Annotated in this window: 18 protein-coding genes and 2 tRNA genes; 13 read left to right on the forward strand and 7 right to left on the reverse strand. The window is 51.9% G+C overall.

Going from position 1 to position 24,472, the window contains the following annotated elements:
• The first annotated feature begins 14 nt into the window (after positions 1-14).
• The 6 genes from KJZ99_11415 to KJZ99_11440 all read left to right on the forward strand — a co-directional run bounded on the left by KJZ99_11415 (position 15) and on the right by KJZ99_11440 (position 5,475).
• Positions 15-206, forward strand: coding sequence for a 4Fe-4S binding protein (locus KJZ99_11415; protein ID MCL4306516.1), 192 nt, complete (start codon positions 15-17; stop codon positions 204-206).
• A gap of 59 nt (positions 207-265) precedes the next feature.
• Positions 266-3,850, forward strand: a complete 3,585-nt coding sequence (gene nifJ / locus KJZ99_11420) for a pyruvate:ferredoxin (flavodoxin) oxidoreductase (protein MCL4306517.1) — start codon at positions 266-268, stop codon at positions 3,848-3,850.
• Entirely contained in the window at positions 3,847-4,845 is a 999-nt protein-coding gene (locus KJZ99_11425; protein ID MCL4306518.1) for a dihydroorotate dehydrogenase-like protein, read from the forward strand. The genes nifJ and KJZ99_11425 overlap by 4 nt, the downstream gene beginning before the upstream one ends.
• Before the next feature lie 207 nt (positions 4,846-5,052).
• Positions 5,053-5,313 (forward strand): hypothetical protein, encoded by a 261-nt coding sequence (locus KJZ99_11430; GenBank protein ID MCL4306519.1) that lies wholly within the window; start codon positions 5,053-5,055, stop codon positions 5,311-5,313.
• Positions 5,304-5,381: transfer RNA gene (locus KJZ99_11435), tRNA-Val, on the forward strand. The genes KJZ99_11430 and KJZ99_11435 overlap by 10 nt, the downstream gene beginning before the upstream one ends.
• 20 nt (positions 5,382-5,401) lie before the next feature.
• Positions 5,402-5,475, forward strand: a tRNA-Asp gene (locus tag KJZ99_11440).
• Between the two features lie 73 nt (positions 5,476-5,548).
• On the opposite strand, the gene KJZ99_11445 is transcribed toward KJZ99_11440, so the two are convergent.
• The 6 genes from KJZ99_11445 to KJZ99_11470 form a co-directional block, all read right to left on the reverse strand.
• A complete protein-coding gene (locus KJZ99_11445) occupies positions 5,549-6,574 on the reverse strand; it encodes a site-specific integrase (GenBank protein MCL4306520.1) in 1,026 nt (341 codons plus the stop codon).
• A gap of 59 nt (positions 6,575-6,633) precedes the next feature.
• Positions 6,634-6,858 (reverse strand): helix-turn-helix domain-containing protein, encoded by a 225-nt coding sequence (locus KJZ99_11450; protein MCL4306521.1) that lies wholly within the window; start codon positions 6,856-6,858, stop codon positions 6,634-6,636.
• Between the two features lie 132 nt (positions 6,859-6,990).
• Positions 6,991-7,830, reverse strand: a complete 840-nt coding sequence (locus KJZ99_11455) for a hypothetical protein (GenBank protein MCL4306522.1) — start codon at positions 7,828-7,830, stop codon at positions 6,991-6,993.
• Positions 7,831-8,013: 183 nt separating this feature from the next.
• Positions 8,014-8,154 carry a hypothetical protein gene (locus tag KJZ99_11460; protein ID MCL4306523.1) on the reverse strand — a complete coding sequence of 47 codons (141 nt, stop codon included), beginning with the start codon at positions 8,152-8,154 and terminating at the stop codon, positions 8,014-8,016.
• Positions 8,155-8,184: 30 nt separating this feature from the next.
• Positions 8,185-8,508 (reverse strand): hypothetical protein, encoded by a 324-nt coding sequence (locus KJZ99_11465; protein MCL4306524.1) that lies wholly within the window; start codon positions 8,506-8,508, stop codon positions 8,185-8,187.
• 223 nt (positions 8,509-8,731) lie between these two features.
• Positions 8,732-10,531 carry a sigma 54-interacting transcriptional regulator gene (locus tag KJZ99_11470; protein MCL4306525.1) on the reverse strand — a complete coding sequence of 600 codons (1,800 nt, stop codon included), beginning with the start codon at positions 10,529-10,531 and terminating at the stop codon, positions 8,732-8,734.
• A gap of 260 nt (positions 10,532-10,791) precedes the next feature.
• Here KJZ99_11470 and KJZ99_11475 point away from each other — a divergent pair, with 260 nt between their 5' ends.
• The 6 genes from KJZ99_11475 to KJZ99_11500 all read left to right on the forward strand — a co-directional run bounded on the left by KJZ99_11475 (position 10,792) and on the right by KJZ99_11500 (position 19,892).
• Positions 10,792-11,004: a hypothetical protein gene (locus KJZ99_11475; protein ID MCL4306526.1), complete on the forward strand. Its 213-nt coding sequence runs from the start codon at positions 10,792-10,794 to the stop codon at positions 11,002-11,004.
• Between the two features lie 83 nt (positions 11,005-11,087).
• The gene (locus KJZ99_11480; protein ID MCL4306527.1) at positions 11,088-12,185 is read left to right on the forward strand and encodes a hypothetical protein; all 1,098 of its coding nucleotides are present in this window, start codon (positions 11,088-11,090) and stop codon (positions 12,183-12,185) included.
• Positions 12,148-12,864 (forward strand): hypothetical protein, encoded by a 717-nt coding sequence (locus tag KJZ99_11485; GenBank protein ID MCL4306528.1) that lies wholly within the window; start codon positions 12,148-12,150, stop codon positions 12,862-12,864. The genes KJZ99_11480 and KJZ99_11485 overlap by 38 nt, the downstream gene beginning before the upstream one ends.
• A gap of 8 nt (positions 12,865-12,872) precedes the next feature.
• On the forward strand, positions 12,873-13,529 hold the full coding sequence (locus tag KJZ99_11490; GenBank protein MCL4306529.1) for a ThiF family adenylyltransferase: 657 nt from the start codon (positions 12,873-12,875) through the stop codon (positions 13,527-13,529).
• Between the two features lie 352 nt (positions 13,530-13,881).
• Positions 13,882-15,741 carry a T9SS type A sorting domain-containing protein gene (locus KJZ99_11495; protein MCL4306530.1) on the forward strand — a complete coding sequence of 620 codons (1,860 nt, stop codon included), beginning with the start codon at positions 13,882-13,884 and terminating at the stop codon, positions 15,739-15,741.
• 50 nt (positions 15,742-15,791) lie between these two features.
• On the forward strand, positions 15,792-19,892 hold the full coding sequence (locus tag KJZ99_11500) for a T9SS type A sorting domain-containing protein (protein MCL4306531.1): 4,101 nt from the start codon (positions 15,792-15,794) through the stop codon (positions 19,890-19,892).
• Positions 19,893-20,467: 575 nt separating this feature from the next.
• Here KJZ99_11500 and KJZ99_11505 read toward each other — a convergent pair.
• Complete coding sequence (locus KJZ99_11505) at positions 20,468-20,653, reverse strand: hypothetical protein (GenBank protein ID MCL4306532.1); 186 nt, start codon at positions 20,651-20,653, stop codon at positions 20,468-20,470.
• 1,165 nt (positions 20,654-21,818) lie between these two features.
• Here KJZ99_11505 and KJZ99_11510 point away from each other — a divergent pair.
• Complete coding sequence (locus KJZ99_11510) at positions 21,819-23,975, forward strand: HAMP domain-containing histidine kinase (GenBank protein ID MCL4306533.1); 2,157 nt, start codon at positions 21,819-21,821, stop codon at positions 23,973-23,975.
• Positions 23,976-24,472: the final 497 nt, after the last annotated feature.

The raw sequence follows: 24,472 nt of genomic DNA on the forward strand, positions 1-24,472 counted from the left end.
AAAGGATACATCTCATGGCTCTGAAAATCGAAGAATCCTGCATCAACTGCGGCGCATGCGAACCGGTTTGTCCTGTAAAGGCAATTACCGAAGGACCGGACATCTTTGTTATTGACCCGAATGTTTGCGTAGAATGTGAGGGGCACTTCCCTGACCCGCAATGCCAGTCAGTGTGCCCGGTAGATTGCATTTCCAAGGCTGATTAATCCGAATCCAATACATGGCCGCAACGCGTTGTTGCGGCCAATCTAATTGAGTCTGTTTCATGAATAAGAATTACGTGACGGTGGATGGCAACGAGGCTGTGGCCAATGTTGCTCACCGTCTTGCAGAAGTCTGCGCGATCTACCCGATAACGCCTTCATCCAGCATGGGAGAATTGGCGGACGAGTGGTCGGCGCGTGGAATGAAAAACATTTGGGGCACGGTACCCACAGTAATCGAAATGCAGAGCGAGGGTGGCGCTGCCGGTGCGGTGCATGGCTCTTTGCAGTCAGGCGCGCTGACGACGACGTTTACCGCATCCCAGGGTTTGCTCCTGATGATCCCGAACATGTTTAAGATAGCGGGCGAATTGACCAGCACTGTCTTCCATGTAACGGCGCGAACGATTGCGACACACGCGCTCTCCATTTTCGGGGATCACAGTGACGTGATGGCGGTTCGCACGACAGGGTGGGCGATGCTGGCTTCGACCAACGTTCAAGAGGCTCACGACCAAGCGCTGATCGCGACGGCTGCGACTCTTGAGAGTCGGATTCCCTTTTTGCACTTCTTTGACGGCTTCCGTACGAGCCACGAAGTTCAAAAGCTCTTGCAGCTGGAAGATGATGACTTGCGGGCGCTCATTAACGATGAGCTGGTCTTTGCTCATCGTGCTCGCGCTCTTTCTCCAAATCACCCTGTCATCCGGGGCACAGCCCAGAATCCGGACGTGTTCTTCCAGGCACGCGAAGCCTGCAATCCATACTACAAGGCTTGTCCTGACATCGTTCAGCGCGTGATGGATCGCTTTGCCGCTCGTGTCGGTCGTGCCTACAAACTCTATGAGTTCTACGGCGCTCCGGACGCTGAGCGCGTCATAGTGATAATGGGTTCGGGCGCAGATGCCGTGCATGAGACGGTTGAGTATTTGAACGGAAAAGGCGAAAAGGTTGGTTTGCTGAAAGTTCGGCTGTATCGTCCGTTTTCCGCGGAACACTTTGTGGCAGCCTTGCCAAAGTCGGTGAAGTCCATCGCCGTGCTCGATCGCACAAAAGAGCCGGGCGCATTGGGTGAGCCGCTTTATGCCGACGTCGTTTGCGCGCTCGCCGAGCAACTGGCGCTCGATTCCGGCGCTATTCAACCGCGAGTGGTCGGAGGGCGCTACGGACTTTCCTCCAAGGAATTCACGCCCGGAATGGTGAAGGCGGTGTTCGACAACATCGCTGGTAAGTCGCCGAAACATCACTTCACGGTCGGTATTGAGGACGATGTCAGCAATCTTAGTCTGGCCTTCGATAAAGATTTCTCTGTCGAACCTGAGGATGTGTTCCGGGCACGATTCTACGGACTTGGTGCGGACGGAACAGTCGGCGCAAACAAGAACTCGATTAAGATTATTGGCGATGAAACAGACCTGTTTGCCCAAGGCTACTTCGTTTACGACTCGAAGAAATCTGGCGCGATAACGGTGTCGCACCTGCGCTTCGGTCCGCGTGAGATTCGCTCCACCTATCTGGTGAGCAGCCCGAAATTCGTCGCGTGCCACCAGCCCGGGTTTCTTGAGAAGTATGATATGCTGAGCGATGCGCAACAGGGAGCGACCTTCCTGTTGAATACGGCAATCCCGCCGGATAAGGTATGGAACACTCTTCCACTGGAAGTGCAGAACGATATCGTCCAAAAGAAGCTGAAAGTCTACTGTATAGATGCGTACAGCGTTGCGCGCGATACGGGTATGGGTGGCCGCATCAACACGATCATGCAGACCTGCTTCTTCGCGATTTCCGGAGTGCTCCCCCGCGAAGAGGCGATTGCCGCAATCAAGAAGACGATTCGGAAGACCTATGAAAAGAAGGGTGAACGAATTGTTGAGATGAACTTCGCCGCGGTGGACAGCACTCTCGCGAACTTGCATGAAGTGCCTGTTCCCGGAACGGCGTCCGCGACGCACAAGCGCCCACCCGTCGTATCCCCGGAAGCTCCCGACTTTGTGCAAAACGTGCTTGCCAAGATTATCGAGGGCAACGGCGATAACTTGCCGGTTTCCGCGTTTCCGCCGGATGGCACTTTCCCACTGTCAACTTCGATCTGGGAAAAACGGGCAATTGCTCTTGAAGTGCCAATCTGGGACCCCGAGTGGTGTATCCAGTGCAACAAGTGTGTCATGGTTTGTCCGCACGCGGCCATTCGCTCCAAGGTTACACCAAGTGCCGAAGTCAACGGAAAGCGTCCAGCAGAGTTCCAGACAATGACCTACGGAGGTACGGATCTGCCGGGCGACAATTTGCTATATGCTTTACAGGTGGCACCTGAAGATTGTACCGGTTGCGGGCTCTGTGTGGACGTCTGTCCCGCTAAGAACAAGCGGGAGCCGAAACGCAAGGCAATCAATCTGGTTCCACTGCAGGAAGTGCGGGAACGGGAACGCGAAAACTGGAGTTACTTCTTAACACTGAAGAACGTTCCGCGCGAAGAGATTCGCATCAATACGGTTAAAGGTGCGCAGCTACTTGAACCACTCTTCGAGTTTTCCGGAGCCTGCTCCGGCTGTGGCGAAACGCCGTACATCAAGCTCTTGACACAACTCTACGGCGACCGGATGATGCTCGCGAATGCGACGGGTTGTTCGTCGATTTATGGCGCCAACCTCCCGACAACACCGTACTCGATGAACGCCGAAGGCCGCGGCCCTGCTTGGGCAAACTCGCTGTTCGAAGACAATGCGGAGTTCGGGCTTGGTTTCCGAGTAACATTGGATAAGCAGACTGAGTTCGCACAGGAGCTTCTCACAAGGCTGAAGCCCGAGATCGGTGGTCTTGTGGACGAATTGCTCTCGGCGACTCAAGCTACGGAGCGCGAGATATCAGAGCAGCGCAAACGCGTTGCGGCGTTGCAGGACAAGCTCAGGAAGATTCAGAAGCCTGAAGCCCGCCAGCTTGAAACACTCGCCGACAAGCTGGTCAAGCATGCCGTCTGGATTGTGGGCGGTGACGGTTGGGCCTATGATATTGGGTACGGCGGTCTCGACCATGTAATTTCAATGGGACGCAACGTCAACATCATGGTGCTCGATACCGGTGTTTACTCAAACACAGGCGGCCAGTGTTCAAAGGCCACTCCGCTCGGCGCAGTTGCCAAGTTTGCTTATGGTGGCAAACCAGTGCCGCGTAAAGACCTTGCCATGATGGCCATGAATTACGGCAATGTGTATGTTGCTCAAGTGGCCTTCGGCGCGAATGATTTGCAGACTCTCCGTGCGATTCAGGAGGCAGAGAGTTACGATGGCCCTTCGCTCATCGTGGCCTATTCACACTGCATCGCGCACGGTATTGACATGGGTCTGGGACTCGGCCAGCAGAAGAAAGTCGTGGAAAGTGGAGCCTGGCCGCTCTTCAGGTATGACCCGCGTCGCACGGAACTGGGTGAGCGACCGCTTCAATTGGATTCCAAGCCGCCGAAGACGCGAGTGCGTGATTGGGCTTATACCGAAACCCGATTCAAGATGCTCACACACAGCAACCCCGCGGAAGCTGAACATCTCATGCTTCTTGCGGAAGCGGATGTTAAGAAACGTTGGGAACTCTATCAACGGATGGCAGGAGTTTCAACCGATGGTCAATCGGCTGCCGAAGGAGCTGCCAAATGAAATTAGAAACACGCTATCTAGGCCTTACCCTCAAGCACCCCGTCTTGTCTTCGGCGTCTCCGCTCGCGCAGAACTTACCCGGAGTGAAACGACTGGAAGATGCCGGTGCTTCGGCCATCGTATTGCCGTCGCTGTTTGAGGAACAGATTGAGCAGGAAAGCCTTAATCTGCACCTCGCGCTGGAGCAGGGCAGCGAGAGCTTCGGTGAAGCACTCAGCTATTTCCCTGAACCACAGCGTTTTCTGGTAGGTCCCGAAGAATATCTCAATCTCATCGAGCAGTCCAAAAAGTCCTGCGATATTCCGATTATCGCAAGTCTGAATGGCCGTGCGCCTGGATCATGGGCACACTACGCCCGTTTGATGGAACAGGCCGGAGCCGATGCTCTTGAACTGAATATCTACTATCTTGCGACCGACTTCGGAACTTCGAGCAGCGAAGTGGAAGATAACTACATCGAAACACTTCGAGCGGTGAAGTCGGAAGTCAAGATTCCTGTCGCGCTCAAACTCTCGCCGTTCTTCTCAGCCTTTGCGGCAATGGCAAAGCGCTGTGACGATGCCGGCGCCGACGGCCTTGTGTTATTCAATCGCTTCTATCAGCCTGATTTGGATATCGAAGAATTGGAAGTCAGACCGCACGTTGAACTCTCCACATCTACCGACATTCGCCTGCCTCTGCGCTGGCTCGCGATTCTGCATGGCAATCTGAAGTGCAGCTTTGCCGCCACCTCAGGAATCCACACTCACGAAGACGCCATCAAGCTCTTGATGGCGGGTGCGGACGTTGTGATGATGTGCTCGGCGTTGTATCAGTGGGGCATTCACCGTTTGGCACGACTGGTTGATGAAATCGAAGTTTGGATGCAGGAACATGGCTACGAATCATTGGACGTCCTGCGCGGCTCGATGAGCCAGCGGGCGGTTGCGGATCCCGCTGCATTCGAACGGGCAAATTACATGAAGTCCTTGCAGAGCTTCAGGGCGCTCGCCTGACGTGCTTTAGAGGACTTACGGAGGCAAACAGGGGTCGGGCAACCGACCCTTGCTCTTCTAAGAGCATAAAAAACAACATAAGGGAGTCGCCTTATGCCACGAATTCGAGACGGAGCAGCTTGACTTCAAGCTCCGAAAACACTATTTTTGCAAGTCTAAACATGTAAGGAGTGAGTCATCGCGCCGCGTAAAGGACAGTCAGTTGCCGTGCCAGAGAAGGCTGGCAAGAGCAGGGAGCCGCAGGCTCCGCGTTTTTCTGTTCCGTTTACACGCAAGAATTACATGATTTTGGGCGCGGGGCTGGTCTTGCTCTTGCTCGGATACGTATTGATGAGCCAACCACCGCATGATGGTTTCTTAAGTTTGACGTTGTCGCCGATTATCTTGACGATAGCCTATTGCATCGTGATTCCGTGGGGGATTTTGGCGCGCGAAAAGAGCGACAGCCCTGCGGCCAGGGGCGATTAGCTCAGCTGGTCCAGAGCGCCTGCTTTACACGCAGGATGTCGGCGGTTCGAATCCGTCATCGCCCACCACATAAAGTCTGATTTTAGCCGGGGTCGTAGTTCAGTTGGTTAGAACGCTGGCCTGTCACGCCGGAGGTCGCGGGTTCGAGTCCCGTCGGCCCCGCTAAAAAACAAGGGTTTACCAGAAATGGTAAACCCTTTTGATTTTCTGTGGTCACAATATGGTCACACTTTGGTCACACATCCGTGTCAAAATCGAGGTGGTTGACAGCTGTTCGAACGTGCTCTTGATTCAAGGCGAGGTAGTGCTTCTCTGTGACTTTCACCGATGAGTGTCCGAGCAGCCTGCTGACGGTATAGATATCGACGCCCTTCTCGATTAAGTGACAGGCGAAGGTCGCACGCAAGCTGTGCAAGTGGATGTCCGGTGGCAAGCTGATTTGACGTGCCCATCTTCGGAACTTCTGGGAAACACTGTCTGGCTTGTAGTCAGGGAAAAGTAGTCCTGATCGTTCCCCGGGCCACTTTATGAAGAGTTCTGCCAAGGTGTCCGAGATCGGAACAGTCCGACGTTTGCCCATCTTTCCAGTTTCTCCTCGAACGACAATTTGTCGCCTTGGCAAGTCAATGTCAGACCACTGAAGTCCAAGAACCTCGTTTCGTCGGCAGCCCGTCTTGAGTCCTATGATCAAAAACCGTCTGTACAATGGATCTGGGTGCGAAAGCAGGAGCTTTATCTGGTCCTTGGTAAGCCAAGCTGGCGGATCTGGCGTACGGGTTCGCACTAGTTGAAATCTGCCCGGAGCGGCTTCGGGGATCAGCTTCAACTTCTTCGCTTGCTGAAGCGCCGTATTAAGTACCCTCAGCTCGAGGTTCAGTGTATGAGGCGAGACCTCTGTCAGTCGTCGAACCTTGTACTCTTCGATGATCATAGGTGTGACCGCATCAATCCTTAGGTCGCCAACAGCGTTAATGAGAGTACGAAGCGCAGTGGCTTCACGGTCACCAGTCTTCTTACTCTTGTTCGACAAGGCAAACGTACGACTGCGTTCAGCAAGCTCGCTGAGCAACATTGAAGGTGGCGAATCCATGCCATCACTTTCGCCTGCTGCAAGCGCAGAACAGAACTCGTGGTAGATCTTCTCAGCAGTTCGACGATCAGTTTCACCAATCCGTCTGACTTTCATGATACCGTCAACGCGGTATCTGATGTCCCAGTACGTCGCACCCGATTTCAGTTTTCGTTTCCTCAATGATGGCACAGGTTTCACCTCCTTTCGTGCCGGTTTTGTTCCCTAAGCCCCAGGTATTGCCTGGGGCTTTACTTCTTCTTATGCCCGTTTCGAAGCTTAACTTGACGCGGAGCAAGGCGTTTCTTGTGGCGCTCGATGAACTCATCGAGTTGCTGCTGCGAGAAGTACACCGAGTTCTTGGCAAGCTGCACGCATTCCATCTTGCCCGCTTTGACTAGGCGATGAATGGTCGTCTTGCTGATGCCGAGTCTTTCGGCTGCTTCAGATGACTTGAATAGAATACTCTGGTTCATTCCAGTGTTACTCCTTTGTGCCCATTACTTGGAGCGCTTTCGGCCCCCCTCTCCGCAACGATGTCCAACGCGTTCGCGGCAGTGCCGGAGGTCGGGACCAGGTGATTAACCCAGCCCCACCCTCGTGCGCACTTACTTCATGTTCATGTCCGTTTCGGGCTGTTCATTCGCGTCGGTGGCTGGTCTGCCATCGTTAAGCGAGGAGTACTGCACGAAAGTGATTCCGTCAGAACCAACGCCACGCGCTTCTGCGTCTGCTGCCATCACCAGGCCATCGATCGTGTAGAAGTCCTTGGGGTGAGTGAACTGAACGAACGGCGTTCCCAGGAAATACCCATGCGACTGCTCTAGGAACGTTTGGTACGCTACGACCGGGTCGTCACCGGCAAGTGCGGCGCGTGCCATCACCGCCACTTTGTTGCGGAACTCCAGAAGTTCACGGGGAAGCGCCGTAAGCTTGTGGCGATAAACATCATTCATGTTTATCAGCATTTGGCGCACTTGGTTGTACGGCAGTTCAACCTCTTCGTGGTCACGCGGGTCGATGGAGCCGTGACGTTCAACCAAGAAGTCATAGAGGATGAGCCCATTGGCAATGTAAGCGTCAATGTCTGCATCGAGAACGATGTCTCCAGAAGAGAACCCAACCTGAACGTAGCGGCCGTCAACCAGCCACTTCTTCTGAGCCGGCCCGAACAGGCTCGAGAAACCGCGTGAGCCCGGAACAACTGCATAGTCAATCATCACGCGCCCAATGCCCGTCGGCATAGGCGAATCTTGCAAGATGTCGACAACAGGCTCAAGCGCCTCGATGATCTCGCATTTGTCGCCTTGGCGAAATAGCACGGATTCTCGGGGTGACAGCTGAACCAAAATTTTGGTACCCAATGTGCCGTCGATTTGGGAGTTCAGGAGGCCTGAGTATTCTTCAAAGCTCAGTCCCCATGGAAGGATTAAAGTCTTGTCAAACATGTTTGGACTTTCTTCGGCGATCTTGGCCGCCGATGCCGTTTAGGTAAATGCGCATGAAGCGCCATTCTTCAGGTCGCCCACCCGTCGTAGGTGACGGAGGGCGAATAATAGTGGTGGCAGACCCGGGAATCCGTCCCGGTCGGAAATCTGTCGTTGTCAAAGAGCTTTCTGCTACCTTTACACTTATGATGAAGTGACAGGGTGTTTTTGGAAGTACTTGCGCAACTTGGGGATAGCGCCGCCAATGCCGTTCTTGCCCCAGAGAATCTCCTGAAAAGTCGCCTGCTTGATTCCCATGAACTCGGCGGCCTTCCGTTCTGACACGCCTTCGAGCCTAAGCTCTACTGCGGTCGCCTATCGGTCGGTCAGGCTCTGAAACGCTTCTTCCAGCATTAGGTGATTTCGCGTTTCTGACTCGTCACTGTCGATGTCATCGATTTCCATAGTCGGTTCCGGGATACACATCCTCTCATGCTCACCGATATCGACATGGTTGTCGAAGCCAAGAGTTCCTCCGACATGTCCTTGCTGGGCTTGAAACTGAAGGTGGTCCAACTTGGCGGTCGTGCCTTCATCGTTACTCTCGTTCGCTAATCGAATGTCTGCAAAGCACACCTCATTGGTAATTCCTGGAATCTCAAACTCGTACCTTGCCTGATAAGGCTGTCTCTGTAACATGGTCGCACTCCCACAGATTCGGGTTTGTGCAACCTGGCCCGGTCGACTTATTGCGGCGCTGCAGCACCTGGAAATGAAAAAGCCGTCAGCGAATTGCTGACGGCTTAAGGTGAATCAGGGTTACCCTGACTCCAAGCCATTTCTTAAGTATTTCTAAAACAAGGGCTCACGCCCATCACGCGACCATCTTCTTTAGGATTGCCTAAAGAACCGGGCATTCAGTTTAGGTCGGCCTAAACTTCTCGTGCTTCTTCTTGTGCTGTGAGACTGCGCCTTCAGTTACGCCGTATGCTGAGGCCATGTCCTTACCTTTTCCTTTGTAGACTTCGAGATACTCGAACCAGAACTTCTCAGGACCCAAGGCCTTCAGTTTCTTCCCGCCTGACTCGGATCCGCGAAGCAATTCTGCGACTTGTGTTGGTGCGAACTGTTTGAGATGGTCAAGCGTGATTTGATCTGCGTCCACAGAGTTCAGCAACTGGTTGACGGTCTGGCGGAGTTCATCAATGTTTGCGGGCCAGTGATAAGCCATCAATGCGGTGATTGCTTCCGGGGTCCACGATTTGACGGGGAGATGCATGTCTATTGCTGCGGATTCAGTTACCATCAACAGAATATCCGGTAAGTCACCCAAGCGCTCTGACAGGCCCGGCACTTTCAGTTGTACGCCTGACAAAAGCAGGTGTAGACCTGCAAGGAATCGACCGTCGCGTACCGCGAGGGAAAGATCCTTCGATGTTGAAACCAGAATGCTGGCTCTTAACTTATGACTCTTTGTGCTTCCGACGGGCAAATACTTTTTGTCTTCAAGTGCCCGAAGCAGCTTGGATTGAAGCGGGAGGGACAAATCAGATATCTCTTCGAGAAAGAGAGTGCCACCCTCCGTTAGGCCGAATGCGCCCAGTCTTTCAGTTGTGGCACCCGTTCGAGTCTCCAAGGCATACCCAAATAGATCGTTCTCGAACGCCGGTTGTTTGGACTCGGAGCAGTTAATGCGCATGAATTGGCGGTGCGCACGAGCGCTCTTTGCGTGCATGAAAAGGGCAAACTCATGTTTTCCGGAGCCACGTGGTCCAGTAATTAGAACCGGCTTCTCTACATTTGCTAGTCGAACGGCATTGCGACAGGCTTCCTGGAAAATGGTTGTCTTGCCGACTAGTCCGCCTGTACGAATCTCGCGCGACCTTGGGTTGCTAAGCCCACTTGAAGCTTGCGCGAACCACTCCAGGCGCTCATGCTCCTTTACAAACAGCGCAAGCAATTCAAGCACCGCTCGTGGACTGAATACGCGCAGTTCCAAACTGGACAACAGAGAATGCTCCGACTTGGGTTTCGCTTTTCCTTCACTCTGAATGACACCCCAAACCTCCTGCACAATCTCCTTGTCATTGAGCTTCAGTCGCCCATGCCCCAGAATCTGCATCACCACCCTGCTATACGTCTTATCTTCTTTCCGTGGGCGCAGTAAGCGATCAAAGACTGCGTGAGTTCCCCATCTTGAGTTGAGCGGATCAATATCGTGATCGTACGGAGCCTTTTGCTTAAATACTGGAACGAAACAATACGTAAGTCCATTAATAACTCTGCTGGGCACAAAGACCAAGTCATCAGGGGCAAGCTTCTTCTTAGGTGAAAATTGATCCAAAATATAGTCCACACCTTCACGCTCGGCTATTTGCAGGTTTACGGCCCGCTTCGCCAGAGTCTTAAAGTCAAACGTGTCTGAAGTACTCAACACGACGAGGTCCGCGTGTTCTCCCGTTACCTTCATCAAGTCGCCGTAGGAAAAAGAGAAATCAAAATTTGCCCAGGAATTTCCAAACAACATTGCCTGTCGAAAGAAGGCCATGTAGTTTGAAAGCAAGAGTTGGTAGAACTGTTCAATGCCAAACATTTTGGCCTGTCGCAGAGCTTCGACCTTGCTCGGGTCTTCAGCCCAGTATTCTAGAAAATACTCAAGTGACCTCGAAAGAACGGCAAGTTCCCGTGGATCTAATGGGTCCTTGGTGCGGTTGTTACTCATACTGGTTGCAGGTAGGGTTCTTACGTGAACGATGAGGATTCAGGGTGAAGCTGCGTAGGCATGACCACTGTCCGATTGCGTGGGTCATAAGCTCTCTCCTTCAATTTAACAATATTGTCGAATTGTTTCAACATCAAATCGACCGGACACTGTAAGACACTTTGGTGCATGTCGAGAATTTAAGGCATAAGAAGTTGAACCAAGGTTCGTCCCGCAGTCGCGGGGCGGCGAAGTTGATCAACCCAATTCAGGAGAAGGTTATGAAGTGCAAGGTCTTGTGCTTAGGACGGTCGGCGAAGGAGATCGAAATTGGTGAAGGCACCACGGTGGAGCAGGCCATCTCGCAGGCCGGTTTCCCGAAGGATTCAAGTTACACCCGGCACCTGAACGGCAGTCCGTGCTTTGATTCGGACGTGCTGGTCGACGGGGCAGTGCTCACGCTCGTGCCACAAGTGAAAGGCGGGGGTTGGTAGGCAGGATTCTTCTCTGCCTGCCTATCAAGGGAGGGCTGTGATCTACGTGGTCATGGCCCTCTCTTTCCTCCGGAGGAACGCTTATGATTGAACAACGGATTCAAACCCTGTGTGACTTCCATGCCCAAAAGTGGCATTGTCCGATTACGCTAATCAAGCAGGAGCTTGATATTCACGCGTGGCATGAAGTCGGGATTGCTGTCTGCGTGAACGCAGATAAGGATTCGCAATTCTGCAAGGACCTGTTCGGTGACAGCATCATGATGGAAGGCGTGCTTGTCGGCAAGGTATCCCCGACTTGGCTTGTCCTGTACGGTGCACCGCGTGTCGATGTGACATCGAATATCCTTGATGCCCATCTGCCGCGCATGTGCCGTGCGTTTCGTAAGGGGAAAAGGGAATCCCTGATCGACACCATGCAAACCGTTGCCGCCGAACGGAAGCATGAACTTGCTGTTTCACTGCGCGATGGCAAGTATGAACTCGAACGACTGTGCATGCAGGTGATGACGTTGTCGCGGAAGATCGAAGGAGACCGTGAGATACTGAATATGTTCAGCAAAGCGCCTGACTTCATAAAGGCTAAGGCGACGCGAGCATTCGTGGAAATGATGAAGCTGGTACCATCGTGCTACTCGCATATCAACGTCGTCGAGAAGTCTGTGCTTGCCGAGACGTATCCGATCACTTTGGAACACGATGGCGGCAGTTATCACTTCGAGCCTTACGTGGTTGAAGTAGATCTCGACAAAGGTAAAGTGTTGATCAGTGGCGGTACAGAAATGAACGGCTATGTTCATCCGCATGTTACGGATGATCCGAATAACATTTGTTGGGGTAACATTGGAAACCTTGTGTCGCGACTGACTGGTGAGCTTGATTTGCATGGATTGCTTCAATTGGTGCATCAGTTTCTGCATTCCTACAACAGCAGTGATCCGTTTCAGCGCATCGAGAAGTGGGATCCTGATTGGGTTGAAGAAAGCGATGATGACGATCCGTACTGTTCGTGGTGTGACGACTACGGTCATGAGATCGACAACTGCGACTCCTGCTGGTGGTGTGAGCATTGTCAGCAGTATGATGATCACGATGAAGACCACTGTCCAAACGCTCCGAAGGGCGAAGAAGAGGAGGATGTCGATGCAGAACCTGCAGAGGACACCGCAACCGCCGGTTGACACCGGGATCAAGATCCAAGTCGAAGCGACCGCGATGCAGAAGCTCTGGCTGTGGACGGACTTTGCCAAGGGGGAGGTCAGCTGTCTTGGACTCGTCGATGAAGTCATCAGCACCGAGACTGGTCGCACAACGGCGTTGGTCGTCACGGACTTCTATCTGGTCAAACAGAACTGTTCTTATGAAGAAACCGACATGGATGCAACGGATGTGGCGCGGCTGATATTCGAATTGGAAGCGAAAGGTATTGACTTCCGAAAGCTTCGATGCTGGGCACATTCCCACGGCAGCATGTCCGTGTTCTGGAGTGGTCAGGATGAATCCTGCATCAGCGGGCTTGCCAATAATGAATGGTTGCTATCCCTGGTCGTCAATAAGCGTCGCGACACACAGATGCGTCTGGATCAATACCACCCAGCGCATCTCTATCTGGCAGATGTCACGTGGGAAGTAGTATATCCATTGGTGGACGGTCTGGCAGAAGCATGCTTTGACGAGTTCAAAGCCAAAGTCACGGAGTCCCACTATCACATTGCCCCAAGGGGGTCGCGGGAGAAGTCCTTTCTCGGTGACCTGAAGTCTGCGAACGAAAGAGGCGCACTTACCGATGAAGACCTGATGGAAGAGATGGACTGGCTGGGATTGCACAGGGATGAACTCGATGAACTCGAACCGTTTTAGGAGAGCCCATGACAGATCCAAGATTTCTTCGACAGCAGGATGTTGTCGATGCCGAGAAGCTTGCGAAGTTACAAGTCTCTTTGATCGGTCTGGGTTCCATTGGGAGCGTTACGGGGTTGTATCTTGCCAGGATGGGCGTCTGCCAGCTGACCTGCTTCGATGCCGATGTTGTGGACATTCACAATGTCAGCAATCAGGCTTATGGGATTTCTGATATTGGACTGCTGAAGGCCGATGCATTTGCGACTCTCGTGGAGAATCAGACAGGACTGCTGCCAAACACTGTTGGCATCCAGTATGACGGTCGGCAGCTTGCTGGCATTGTGATCTCGGCGGTGGATTCCATGAAGTCACGCGAGACTATCTGGAAGTCTATTCGTGATCACCCACAGCTGCAGTTGTACATTGATGCACGCATGGGACTTGAAACGCTTATCGTGCATGCAGTCAGACCGCAGATCAAGACAGAACGCGTAGAGTATACGCATTCGATTATCTCAGATGATCAAGCACTTCAAGAACCATGCACGGCACGGACGATTTGTTACACGCCGTTGATGGCTGCGAGCGTGATCTGCTCGCTTGTGAAGCGGTATGTTTGCGATGAGATGATACCTGCGAGGATTGTGCTTGACCTTGCGACGATTACAGTCCTTGCTGATTAGTCCAAAGTAAGGGGGTAACCCCTTCTTTTACAATCCGTAGGGATCATAACTACAATGAGATCAACATTGTCCGCACTTGACGTTGCTATTTCACATCGTAAAACACATATTTAGTGTGAAAGTCACGTAAACCCTTCGAAAACGAGGTAGGATTTCGTTGGGTCTTTGAGAAGTCAACATCGGTTTTGTAAATTATTAATCGCCGCAAGTGATTGCCATTTCTGTAATATCGCACTCTCAGGTGCGGGATTACGCTCACATGCATACAAGTTCAACCTAACTCAGGACTAAAATGAGACTATTGACTAAGTCAAATCGAAATCCTTTCTTGTTCTCAGGTCTTGGGAAACAGATGGGTGAACTAATCTTGAAGACCATGATCATGACGCGAATTCTATCTGTATTCAATCTTTTGAAGCGGGTGGGGTTCGCGGTTTTGTTTGTTGCGACTGCGAATACTTTTGCCCAGCATCAGGCGCCGATCGAGTGGGAACAACCGCGCTGGGCGAACCTTACCGGCTGGCCGGGGCTGCCGCGAATCCGTACGCTACGGGTGATTCCGATGGGTGACACGCTGTTGTTCACAGGGTTCCGTATGGCCCCGAATCAAGTCCATGACACGCTTCTGGTCTGCTCCAGCTTTGACAACGGGCAGACGTTCACGCCGTGGATTCCCATTACCGATGGAAACACGGCGGCATATGGCATTTGGACGGGTTCCGCCGGCAGATTCTATTGCTTTGTAAACAAGGATATTCCATTGCCGTGGGCAGGCTGGGTCCTTGTGAGCGAGGACGGCGGTCTGACGTGGAGCGCCCCCCGCGCATATCGTGAAAATCGCATGTATATGGGAGGATTCGCATCGGGCCTTGACGTGATGGCAAAGTACGTGAACTACGAACACAATGACGCACAAACCAGAACGATCTTCAGCTCAGACGGTGGCGACACGTGGTCTCCGCCCGTGATCGTGGACACAGCTGCCTTCATTCTGATGGACTTGGATCAATCCATCGCTTTCACCAGAACCAAACGGCTGCTGATTGACCAGCCGGCACCGTCGCGACATGATCGCCAGATGTACGTCGCCACGGGAGACAGCACGGGCCAGAACTGGACGCCGTTTGAGGTCTTGCCATGTGAGTATTATGAAAACTGGATGTGCAATGCCGTCATGGATATTTTGGGGGACACGGCCAGCGAAGCGGCAGGCATCTTGGGGATTTTTAGCGACGGCATCTCTTTGGATCTATGGCCCTTACACTATCGGACCTCTGATGCCGGAGGTGATTGGGAGAGCTGTGTGCCGATGACAGAGGATCCCTATGTGATTCCGTGGTCTGGCACGAATGTCACGCTAAACATCGGCGTGGGCAAGCTGTGGCTGGTCGGCTGGGAACATCGCAGCCCTGAATGGGGCAATTGGGTGACGACACGGTTCAGCGCTAACCACGGGAGGAATTGGTATCCTTTGCAGGCCATCGCGGACAGCTCCATCATGCTGAACGCGCTAAATGGTCAGATCCGGGGCAACCGGATAGACGTCTATTGGGATCAAGGATGTAATGTGCAATATCCGACTGACTACCGAATGGTTGCGGGGACGATCACGCCGGACACGATTTATCCTGTCATACAGATAGTTATTGCACCGCCGGATACGGTGGGCGTCGGGAGTCAGCAGTTGTTTACGATCCATGCCAGCGACAATGATACGCTGTCCGAGGCGAGGTTGATCATTGAAGACCGTGACGGCAATACATGGCGTCGAATTCTACGTCATGTTGGCGATGACATCTATGACACAGTGTGGACGGTTCCGGACACGGGCTATTACAACTATTGGCTTGAAGCCGAAGACTGGTGGGAGCAGGTAACGCGCTTGCCTGACAGCGGGAGCTTTCACTTTGTCACGGAAGGCTGGACGCATGCCGATGATAACCCTCTGTTCCCGGCTTCGTTTCGTGTTTTGCTCTATCCAAATCCTGCCAACACTGCGCCAAACTTAGAGCTTTCGCCGGATTGGTTCGTGCGTGGTTCGGTTGAGATTTCCGTGCATAATGTCCTCGGGCAAGAGGTGTGGCGTCAGAAGTTGACGGTTCCAACCGCTTCAATCGCTCTGTTAGACGGGAATGCCGCGACGGGCGTCTATCTCGCACGTGTGTTTTCGGCGCAACATTCAACGACAAAGAAGTTCGTGATACTAAAATAGTGATCCCTGCAGTGCTGTGGCGGGGACAATTCGTAACCTTAGGAGGAATCATGTTACGAAGCTATGAACTAGTGGTGGCCGTGCTGGCGTGCATATTTATGCTGAGTCTTGCCATGAGCCAAACGAACCTTTCGATTCCCGTCAATCATGCCACCACGGGAACCGCCATCGGCGGGCATTCAGAAGATCATCATGAACAACGTAACCTTCGTTTCATCAATGCCAAGGATCAGCCGGGGTATGCCGTGGAGACTGGTATTCTGCCTGCTTATTGGGCATCCAGCGGCATCTCGAACGGATTAACCGAACAGCTTATGAGACGATCCAATCTTGCCCCTTGGACAATGGATGTTTATCCAAGTGTTTTCACGCACGGTGCATGGCAAGACAATGATGTTGCAACGGAAGCGGTGTGGGGACTCTACAGCGAATCTCCGTACAGGTTTAGAGGGCTTGCAGGCGCCACCTGGTATTGGGACCAAGCCGATTGGCCAGCCGATCCGCAGCCGATTACCTGTGCAATCGCCCCGCCTTGGTCGACATCCAGTTATTATGTTGTGGTAGGATTGGACCGGATCGGTGACGCCACCGCGACCCACTACTTTGAATTGAGTCGTGATGGTGGCCTGACATGGGAGGTCGTGCCGAACAATGGACCCGCACTCGCAATTATGCCAACAAATCTTGCGACAACTGACGTGGCGATAGAAGGCGTTTTTGCGCCGGACAAGCTCGTAACCGTGACCACTCAGGCTCTCGATGACAATGATTTGCCGCTCTTGACGGATCACGTTGTTCTACATGGGATATATTGGACCAACGCACTTCGCAATGTCTCTCCGGAATGGCACGTACTCCCTGTCGCTTCGGAAGAAACATGGAATCTGCAGATTTCCATGAAGGACAATTTCGTTTTCGGTATTGCTTATCTTCCCGGTCAATCGCGTCAAGCCGTATATTTTGGTGATTTCACAGGCAATGCCCTCGTTGACTGGCAAGAGGTGCCTTTCAGTTTCACACATCCGTTGCCCGACGCCATTCCATACGACTTCGAAATCGGGCCGATGGTCAACGGCCACTACACTTTGCTGACGACGAACAGCGACGGCTTGTATTACTCCCCGAATCAAGGAGCGGACTGGTACAAAGCCGAGAACTTTGCAAGCGACGCGATCCGCACCCCGGAGTTGCGCGAGTTTAGTATTGATGAAGACGACGGGGTGCACAGGATTGCTATTGCCGGCTGGTATGCAAGCTATGTTGGTGCGTACAATCCGAGCAACTGGGAATTTGATCTTCAAGAAATCAGTTATGATCCTACTGTGATCGATCTCTATCAAAATTACAATCAGGCATGGACGGGAGCGGTAACGGGCAGCAACACAATTAATCCTGCGGATATTGCGCTGATAGACTATAGCTCGGAAGATGAGATCTTCCCGGATCCGGAAGCCGTCTGTGTGCAAGTTCAAAATTGGTTCGGCAACAGCGCGTCAACAAAGACAATCTTCCTGGGTCGGCAGGACGTGAACGAGACGGGACCGGTGATCCGTCCATTCTTGTTTACGAACAAGCCGGCCGTCGTCTTCAATCGCAAGGGCACGGCTGGTCCCGTTGCTATGGAAACGGGCGGCCCAGATTATTTGACTTGGGTTGAGCATCCTTTGTTTGCAGATCCCACCGGTGGGCCTGCGGTTGTATATGATATTGCCGAACGAACAAACGGGAGGTTCATTTCTTTCGCGCCACCGGTTGATGCTGCCAACAGATTCTGGAGAGAGATTGGAAGTGGATGGGAGGTAACTCCCACAGATTTGAGCCCCGGCTTTACCGAGAACTTGCTGGCTGCGTCCGACGGCGGTGCGCTGTACGCACTTTATCCGCTTGGCGGCAGGCACCTCAACTACTCGTTTGATAATGGCAATCACTTCACTGAATCGAGTTGGCCAGTCGATCATCCCAATGTAGTTACCTCGATTTCCGCAGGTATCGCCGAAGACATGCCGCTCTACATTGCGGGCCATGACAATGCCGAAACTACCGGCAAGTTACAGCGTTGGAATGTGCCCGTTGACAACGGCGCGCACTGGTTCTCAAACACGGTCGAATATGGTCCGATTCGCAAGATCGTCGCAGATCCGGTCTTGCCGGACGTCGTTTGGGCGCATATTGATGAAGCCAGCTCACTCAATCCAACATTTCAGCTGCTGACGTACAATCAGCCGTACATGCCGCCCGCCTTCGTTTTAGGTCAGACCAAACTCTGGTCGGATTCCAACGACTACGGTATGCGCGACATCCGTGTCGCCGCAACATCAGAGACTCACAGAATAGTAGATTTGACGATTCAGACGCCGTACTCGAATGCACAGGACATTGATCACACGGCAATCAAGCGCTGGGAGTTTGACATTACTGGACCTGACATTCCACTTCCCGCTTATGTAGACGGAACTTGGATTGTAACAGGTGTTGTAACGATTGAAGCGAACGACACAGTCAACCTTGAACCCGGTTCAGTTATGAAGTTTGCGCCCGATGCTCAGTTGCTAGTTGTTGGCACGCTCATCGCCGACCAAGCCACTTTCAAGAAGATTGACGCTGGGCAGTCCTCAGCTTGGGAAGGCATTTTCCTAACAGGCTCCGCAACGATAACCAATTGCGTAATAGACGGCGCCGAAACCGGTATTGAAACTCACAAGGCGTCACACATTGTGTTGGACGGTTGCACAATCACCAATTGTGGAACGGGCCTAGTGGCCTATCAGCCGAGCGGAACAGGTGAACCGAGTCTAACTGATTGCCAGATCAACGGCAACGAGCACGACGGCTCGTCTTTGCTTGCAAACGCAAATACCTTGATTAATCAATGCGAGTTTTCCGGTAACGGCGGAACCGGTCTGGTGATGATGAACTCGTATGCTAAGATCAGTTCAAGCGCGTTTATTGGTAATGGTAATGGTGAAGGAGGATACGGGCTGCTATGTTTTGGAAGCTCGCCACTATTGGCCTGTAATGACTTCCAAAGCAACCAGAAAGGCGAGTTGGCACTCTACAATCAGAGCTATCCAGTGCTTGAAACTGCGTCTGCTGGCGGACTCAATTCGTTCTTCAACGATACACAGAACTTAATTGATATGTGGGATTCTTATCCACTGACTGAAGACGGCCACAACAACTTCACTGTGGGCAGTACCGGATATTTCATGGCTGATTTGTCAGCATCGCCGCTCAAGCGATACATCTGTGGGAACTTCTGGAATCCCTCGCTAACCCTCGCAACCCTTTATCCAAGTAGTTTGAACGTTTACAAGTGGACATCGACCGATCCTACAGCGAACTCTTGTGGTAGTTCTTCAGGGGTGGGATCAAATGCCACACAGCAGATGTTTGCCTCGGCTATGGCAGCACAGGCGAGCGGGGACTACGTTGCGTCCAGCGCTTTACTGAGCGATCTAATTGAACAATATCCTGACAGCGTTTGGGCAGCACCATCCGTCGCGCAACTATTTGCTAATCAATGTTTGATTGGCGATGGCTTTGATGTGTTGCAGGACGAATTGATTGACCTTTCGCAGGCCAATGAAGAATCCATACTTGGAGTTGTCGCAGGATCATTCGCTACGAGGCTATATGTGGAAGACGAAGAGTTTGCCCCTGCTGTGGAAACTTATACATCGAATCTTGCCGAAGCGACCAGCGCAACGGATTCCATGTTTGCCGAAGTCGATTTGGCGATAACTGCATTTAGAGCCGATGGTGGTGGTGGCAGTTTGGACCAAATGAACGTAGCCGGTATTCACGAAGTGTTTAGACAGATGGACGCGCTTGCAGGGCACACACCCAGTTCTCCGACTGCGTCTCACAGCGGCTACGCTGCAATTCCCAATACAATTAGTCTCGAAGCAAACTTCCCTAATCCTTTCAATGCAGAAACGACGATTCGGTACTACTTGCCCGAAGCACAGTTTGCGGTAGTTTCTGTCTTCAATATCGTTGGGCAGAGGGTCGCTACTCTTGTCAGTGGACAGATGAGTGCGGGCTTCCATGACGTGCATTGGTCTGGATCTGATTTGGCATCCGGTGTCTATCTTTACCAATTAAAGGCTGGCGGAGCGGTTGAAACCATGAAGATGGTTCTGCTCAAGTAGCTTGCCTTTCCTAACTTACTCAAAGGAGCTCACAATCATGGGGCTCTTTTTTGTGGCATAAGAAGATAGTGAACGTTCATTAACCTTGGAGGCAACAGTGTGGCGAAAGATCCCAATTGAGCTTGCTTTAGATGCGGGCAAAGCTCTGATAAGACATCTTCGAAACGTCTATTGCGGTAGGCGCTGAACATAGAATAGCAGGTTTATTGGCCTGCTCTTTTTAGCTTACTGAAACGGCAACGCGAATCGTGTGCTCTTGATGCGCTGCATTATTGACTTTTCTAATCGGTGATTGCGTGCGTATTTCGATGGGGTGAAATAAGTGCTGAAAACGCTCTATCAGCGGGGATCCAGTAGAGCTCGTTAATCGGTCCTGACTCGTTCGGGAGGCCCTAAGGGGCCCGCTACAAAAAATCCCAAAAAAATTTTGACCAGGGTGTTTTGCCTTGGTCTTTTCATGATTCCTTTTCGTGGGTGTCGCAGAACTGTTTACCACTTGCGGGTAAACAGACACCGAACACAATGATCTCCACTTGCCGCCTTTCTGGTAAGCATGCTTTTTGTGAGGCCGTGCCTCACACCGATCGAATGTTGTTATTGTGTTCTCCAAGAGCCTTGGCCCAGTCCGGCATTTCTTCAGGGTCGCCCTTGTAGTTATCAATGTCCAGATCCTGCAAACGCCGTTGTCGAAGCTCGTTCTCAAGCTTCATTCGCCTGTTCTGATCGAGCAGGCGTTTGAAGTATTTGGTTGTTGACTTCATTGATTCTTCTCCGAAGAACAAAAATAGTAATAGTAGTAGTATTGGTGTTCGTGCTTGAATGTTCGTGCGTTCGTGACATTTGCTTCTTGAAGTGCGAACTTGATCCCGCAGGGATCGGCATCACTACTACTACTACTTTTGCCCTGTTGAAGGACGATTTTGAAAAGTTACCTCCAACGGCTGCAAGTTACCTGCCGGTTACCTCATTAAGTCGAGTATTTTCAAACAAGTCACCTAGTTACCTGAAATTTTTTGGGTGTGTCTATATAAACGCATATTTCAGCATGTAATGACGCTAACGAATGAAAGTGAGAATTCGTGTAATGACACCCTATTCTAGATTAGGTAACTAAGTAACTGTATTGTGTTTTCTCTACTTAAGAGGTAACTCCGAGGTAACTTCAATGATCTAGCCCCCGAAAACTGTACCACTTTGAAAGTTAGAGAAGAGTGGTATATTTAGGGTGAAGGAGGCTGGTATGGCGCGAGCTCGGGAAGCGGAAGTGGAGATTGGGAAGGGTATGACGGTGCGTGAAGTATGCCGGAAGCTGGGGTCCTGTTTTTGTCAGCGCATTTGGCACAAAGGACCAGTATGATGGCGGTGTCGGGTAGGGGGTAGAAAAGTCGCAATCTGTAGCCCGTGGTCCTGCCCTTGGCCGTCACTTGCTTTCACTTGGACCCGTTTGCATCGATCAAACAGTACCCACTTGGTCGCACTTGGTTCCTCTGACGAGTTAAATCAATGATTTATCAGTAGATACATGTTAGGCCTGTCACGCCGGAGGTCGCGGGTTCGAGTCCCGTCGGCCCCGCTAAAAAACAAGCCCTTAGGAGCAATCCTAAGGGCTTTTGATTTTCTTTGAGGAACGTTGCAATTTCTAATATTCACAGTTACAATAGAGAAAGTCAGTCAATAACTGTATATTAATACAGACTGAGTTCCAATTTCAGTGTCTTTGCGTCAGATTCAACGTCCATTGTGATCCAGAATTGAAATGCCAAAGTGAATTGCTTGTGGTGTAGACTTCCCTCATACCCTCCATAACATCGGTGAGGAGGACTGGTTCGGCACTTGCACAAGCTTGAAAGAACGACGACATTCTAACCAAGCCAGTTTGCGTCGTTCTGAGTAGTTAGCAGGCAAGACTACCTATTGTTTACGTACATGCTCCAAACGTTTTTTCGACACTCAGTTTACCGTCTGGCGATGATCGGAACTCTTGTCGCAGTCTACGTCCTGCCAGGGCACTGCGCAGAGTGGTGGCCGCAAAAGCACTATGTCACGTTGGTTCGAACGGAGCCCTTTCCATCCAACACGATCCCCACTATGACTGTATGGAGGCAGCCAAGTTTGGATTGGGATCTCTTTGTCAGGTGGGAGAATGAAGATCCTGCCGGCATGCGTCCTTACCTTGGACACTTGAACATCGAAGATGATCGTAGCAACGTGCTTTCGGTGAAGAACTTTGAGTCACCGATATTTGCCGTCTTTGAGTGCCAATCTGATACTGATGCGGCGTATGAACTCTGTGTAACTTACAAAGATAAGACGAAGTTGGGAGCCCGGCTGTATGACTGGCCGAATTTTGACCGGATCGGGGCCGACGTTGTTCTACTGGAATCCGACTACGATTGGCGTGGAAATGACTTTTGGGACATATGGATGACGCCGGTGTGTCTGGTTTCCGGAGCTGGCCAATCCGGCGAACCAGGGCTTCTGTATCGAGTCTTCTCAAGCTGGTCACACATGCCTCGCGGGTTGCTTATGGTGGAGGCGGCAACTGGAAAAGAACTTTGGCGGCATTGGATGGCGGCTCCGCCGGACGGAGTGGTTTTGGACAAGTCGAATCCTGAAAGTCCTGTGATACTGTGGGCGGCAGGGGCACCTGCAACCGGTGCCCGCTGCGCAACGACAGCGGACTCGATAGCATACATTTTCGGATTTGACATTCACGGCAATGAATTGTGGCGGCGAGAGTACCCCGTCACGTTTACAGCGGTGACCGTTGCGAGTATCAAGCCGCCCGGCCAGAATTCTTCGGCGTACGAACTTGTATCCTCTTACAGTCCGGATAAGCTGCCAACAACACTTTACAAGCTTGATGCTGCGTCTGGACAAATTGTGAAAGAACGCAGAGTCTATCATCCGGAGAGACGTGCCTATTTAGCAGGATTATCGTCGCCCGACGGTCAGGTAAAGCTGCTTGTAAACACATATTTGTCCTCCTTGCAAGTGTTTAACGAGAATCTGGACAGCCTGTGGTCAACGAACGCAGGCGCAAATTTCCAAACCGAGTGGGATATCGACGGCGACGGAGTGGTAGAAATTCCGGTAACGACTCCGGACGGGCATTTTGAAGTGTATAACCTAAACGGAAATTGTCTGATTTCAGAGAAAGTTCAGGGAGTAGTTCAGGCCGCTCAACGAATCAAGGGCCGTGAGCTTGCAAGAATCTGGATGATTTCCGACCGCGACTATTCAGGCTATGACTTGGAGCGAAACCAATATTATGAACTTCAACTTGCTCTGGCTTCAAGTGGTTACGTTCTCGGAGGTATCGGCCTCGTCTGGCTATTGGTTTGGTCAATTAAAACACGCCGTGCCTTTGTCCGAGCTCGCCGCGAAAAGCTTGTTCTTGAAGGCTGGGCACAGGTGGCATCGTTTCAGGCGCATGACACCAAGAAGCCGATCGCAGTGGTTCAGCGGGCGCTTGACAACCTTGAGATCAGGTTCAAACGCCAACATCCTGAAGTAGATATTGAACCTTTTGTGGGCCGGGTTCGCGGTGAGCTGAATCGCATGTTGCAGACGGCTCGCCAAATTCAGGTTGTAAGCCGTGCAACGAAACCAAAACTGCAAGACCACGATTTGATTTCCTTAATTGACAGTACCGTTGAGAGAATGAACTTGCTCGAGCAGGCTAAAGTCGTTCACGAGAAGCACGAATTTTCACTCATTGCGCAGGTTGACTACCGCCTGATTGAATCACTGCTTGAGAATCTGATCGGAAATGCCATGGATGCGTCGCCGCAAGAAGCGGCGGTTTGTGTGTCCGCGGAGCGCTCCAGCCGCGGAGTTCAGGGAGTGAAGATACAGGTAAAAGATGCGGGAAAGGGAATGTCTGAACAAGAAATCGCAGACATTCTTGCAGGAAAAGGAAGCAAGAAGTCCGGCGGACAAGGACTCGGTATCTTGAGCGCAAAATGGATTGCTGAGACTCATAAAGGTGACCTTACTATTGACAGCAAACCTGGCATAGGAACTACGATTACGGTCACTATTCCAGATAACGGAGGTGAAGCATCGCCCGCAAAGACATAATCCTGATCGTAGAAGACGACCGCGCTTGCGCGAAGAGCTTGCCGACACCTTTGACTAAAAGGGTATGCAGTAAAGGCAAGCACCCGACTGAGAGAGTGCTCGCTGGAAACTCGCAAACGCGCAACCTGATGCCGTACCACTATACTTGCAGTTGCCGGGTGGTGACCGTATGGATCTGCTGCCGCGGACACTGCACGAACACCCCGGGCATCCCTGTCGTGGTTGGTACCGCCCACGCTTCAGTGTCTTGGCGACTCAGAAACCACCTATCGTCTTGAACTAACTTAAGTAACTCCGATCGCGGGGCGAACACAAGCCAGCGCGATACAGACGAATCCTTACCAGCTGCTGTTCTCCCTTTCTCCCCTACCACCGGTTTAAGCCTCTCTCGCGTAGCTCCGCGAGTATTGTAGATTCCAACACAAACTTCATCTCTCCTCGCTTTCCTGCAGTTCTGCCGCAGAACGTCGCCCCCGCTTAGATCTCTCCTAACACAC

This window comes from bacterium (genome assembly GCA_023382385.1).
GTDB lineage: Bacteria > Electryoneota > RPQS01 > RPQS01 > RPQS01 > JABWCQ01.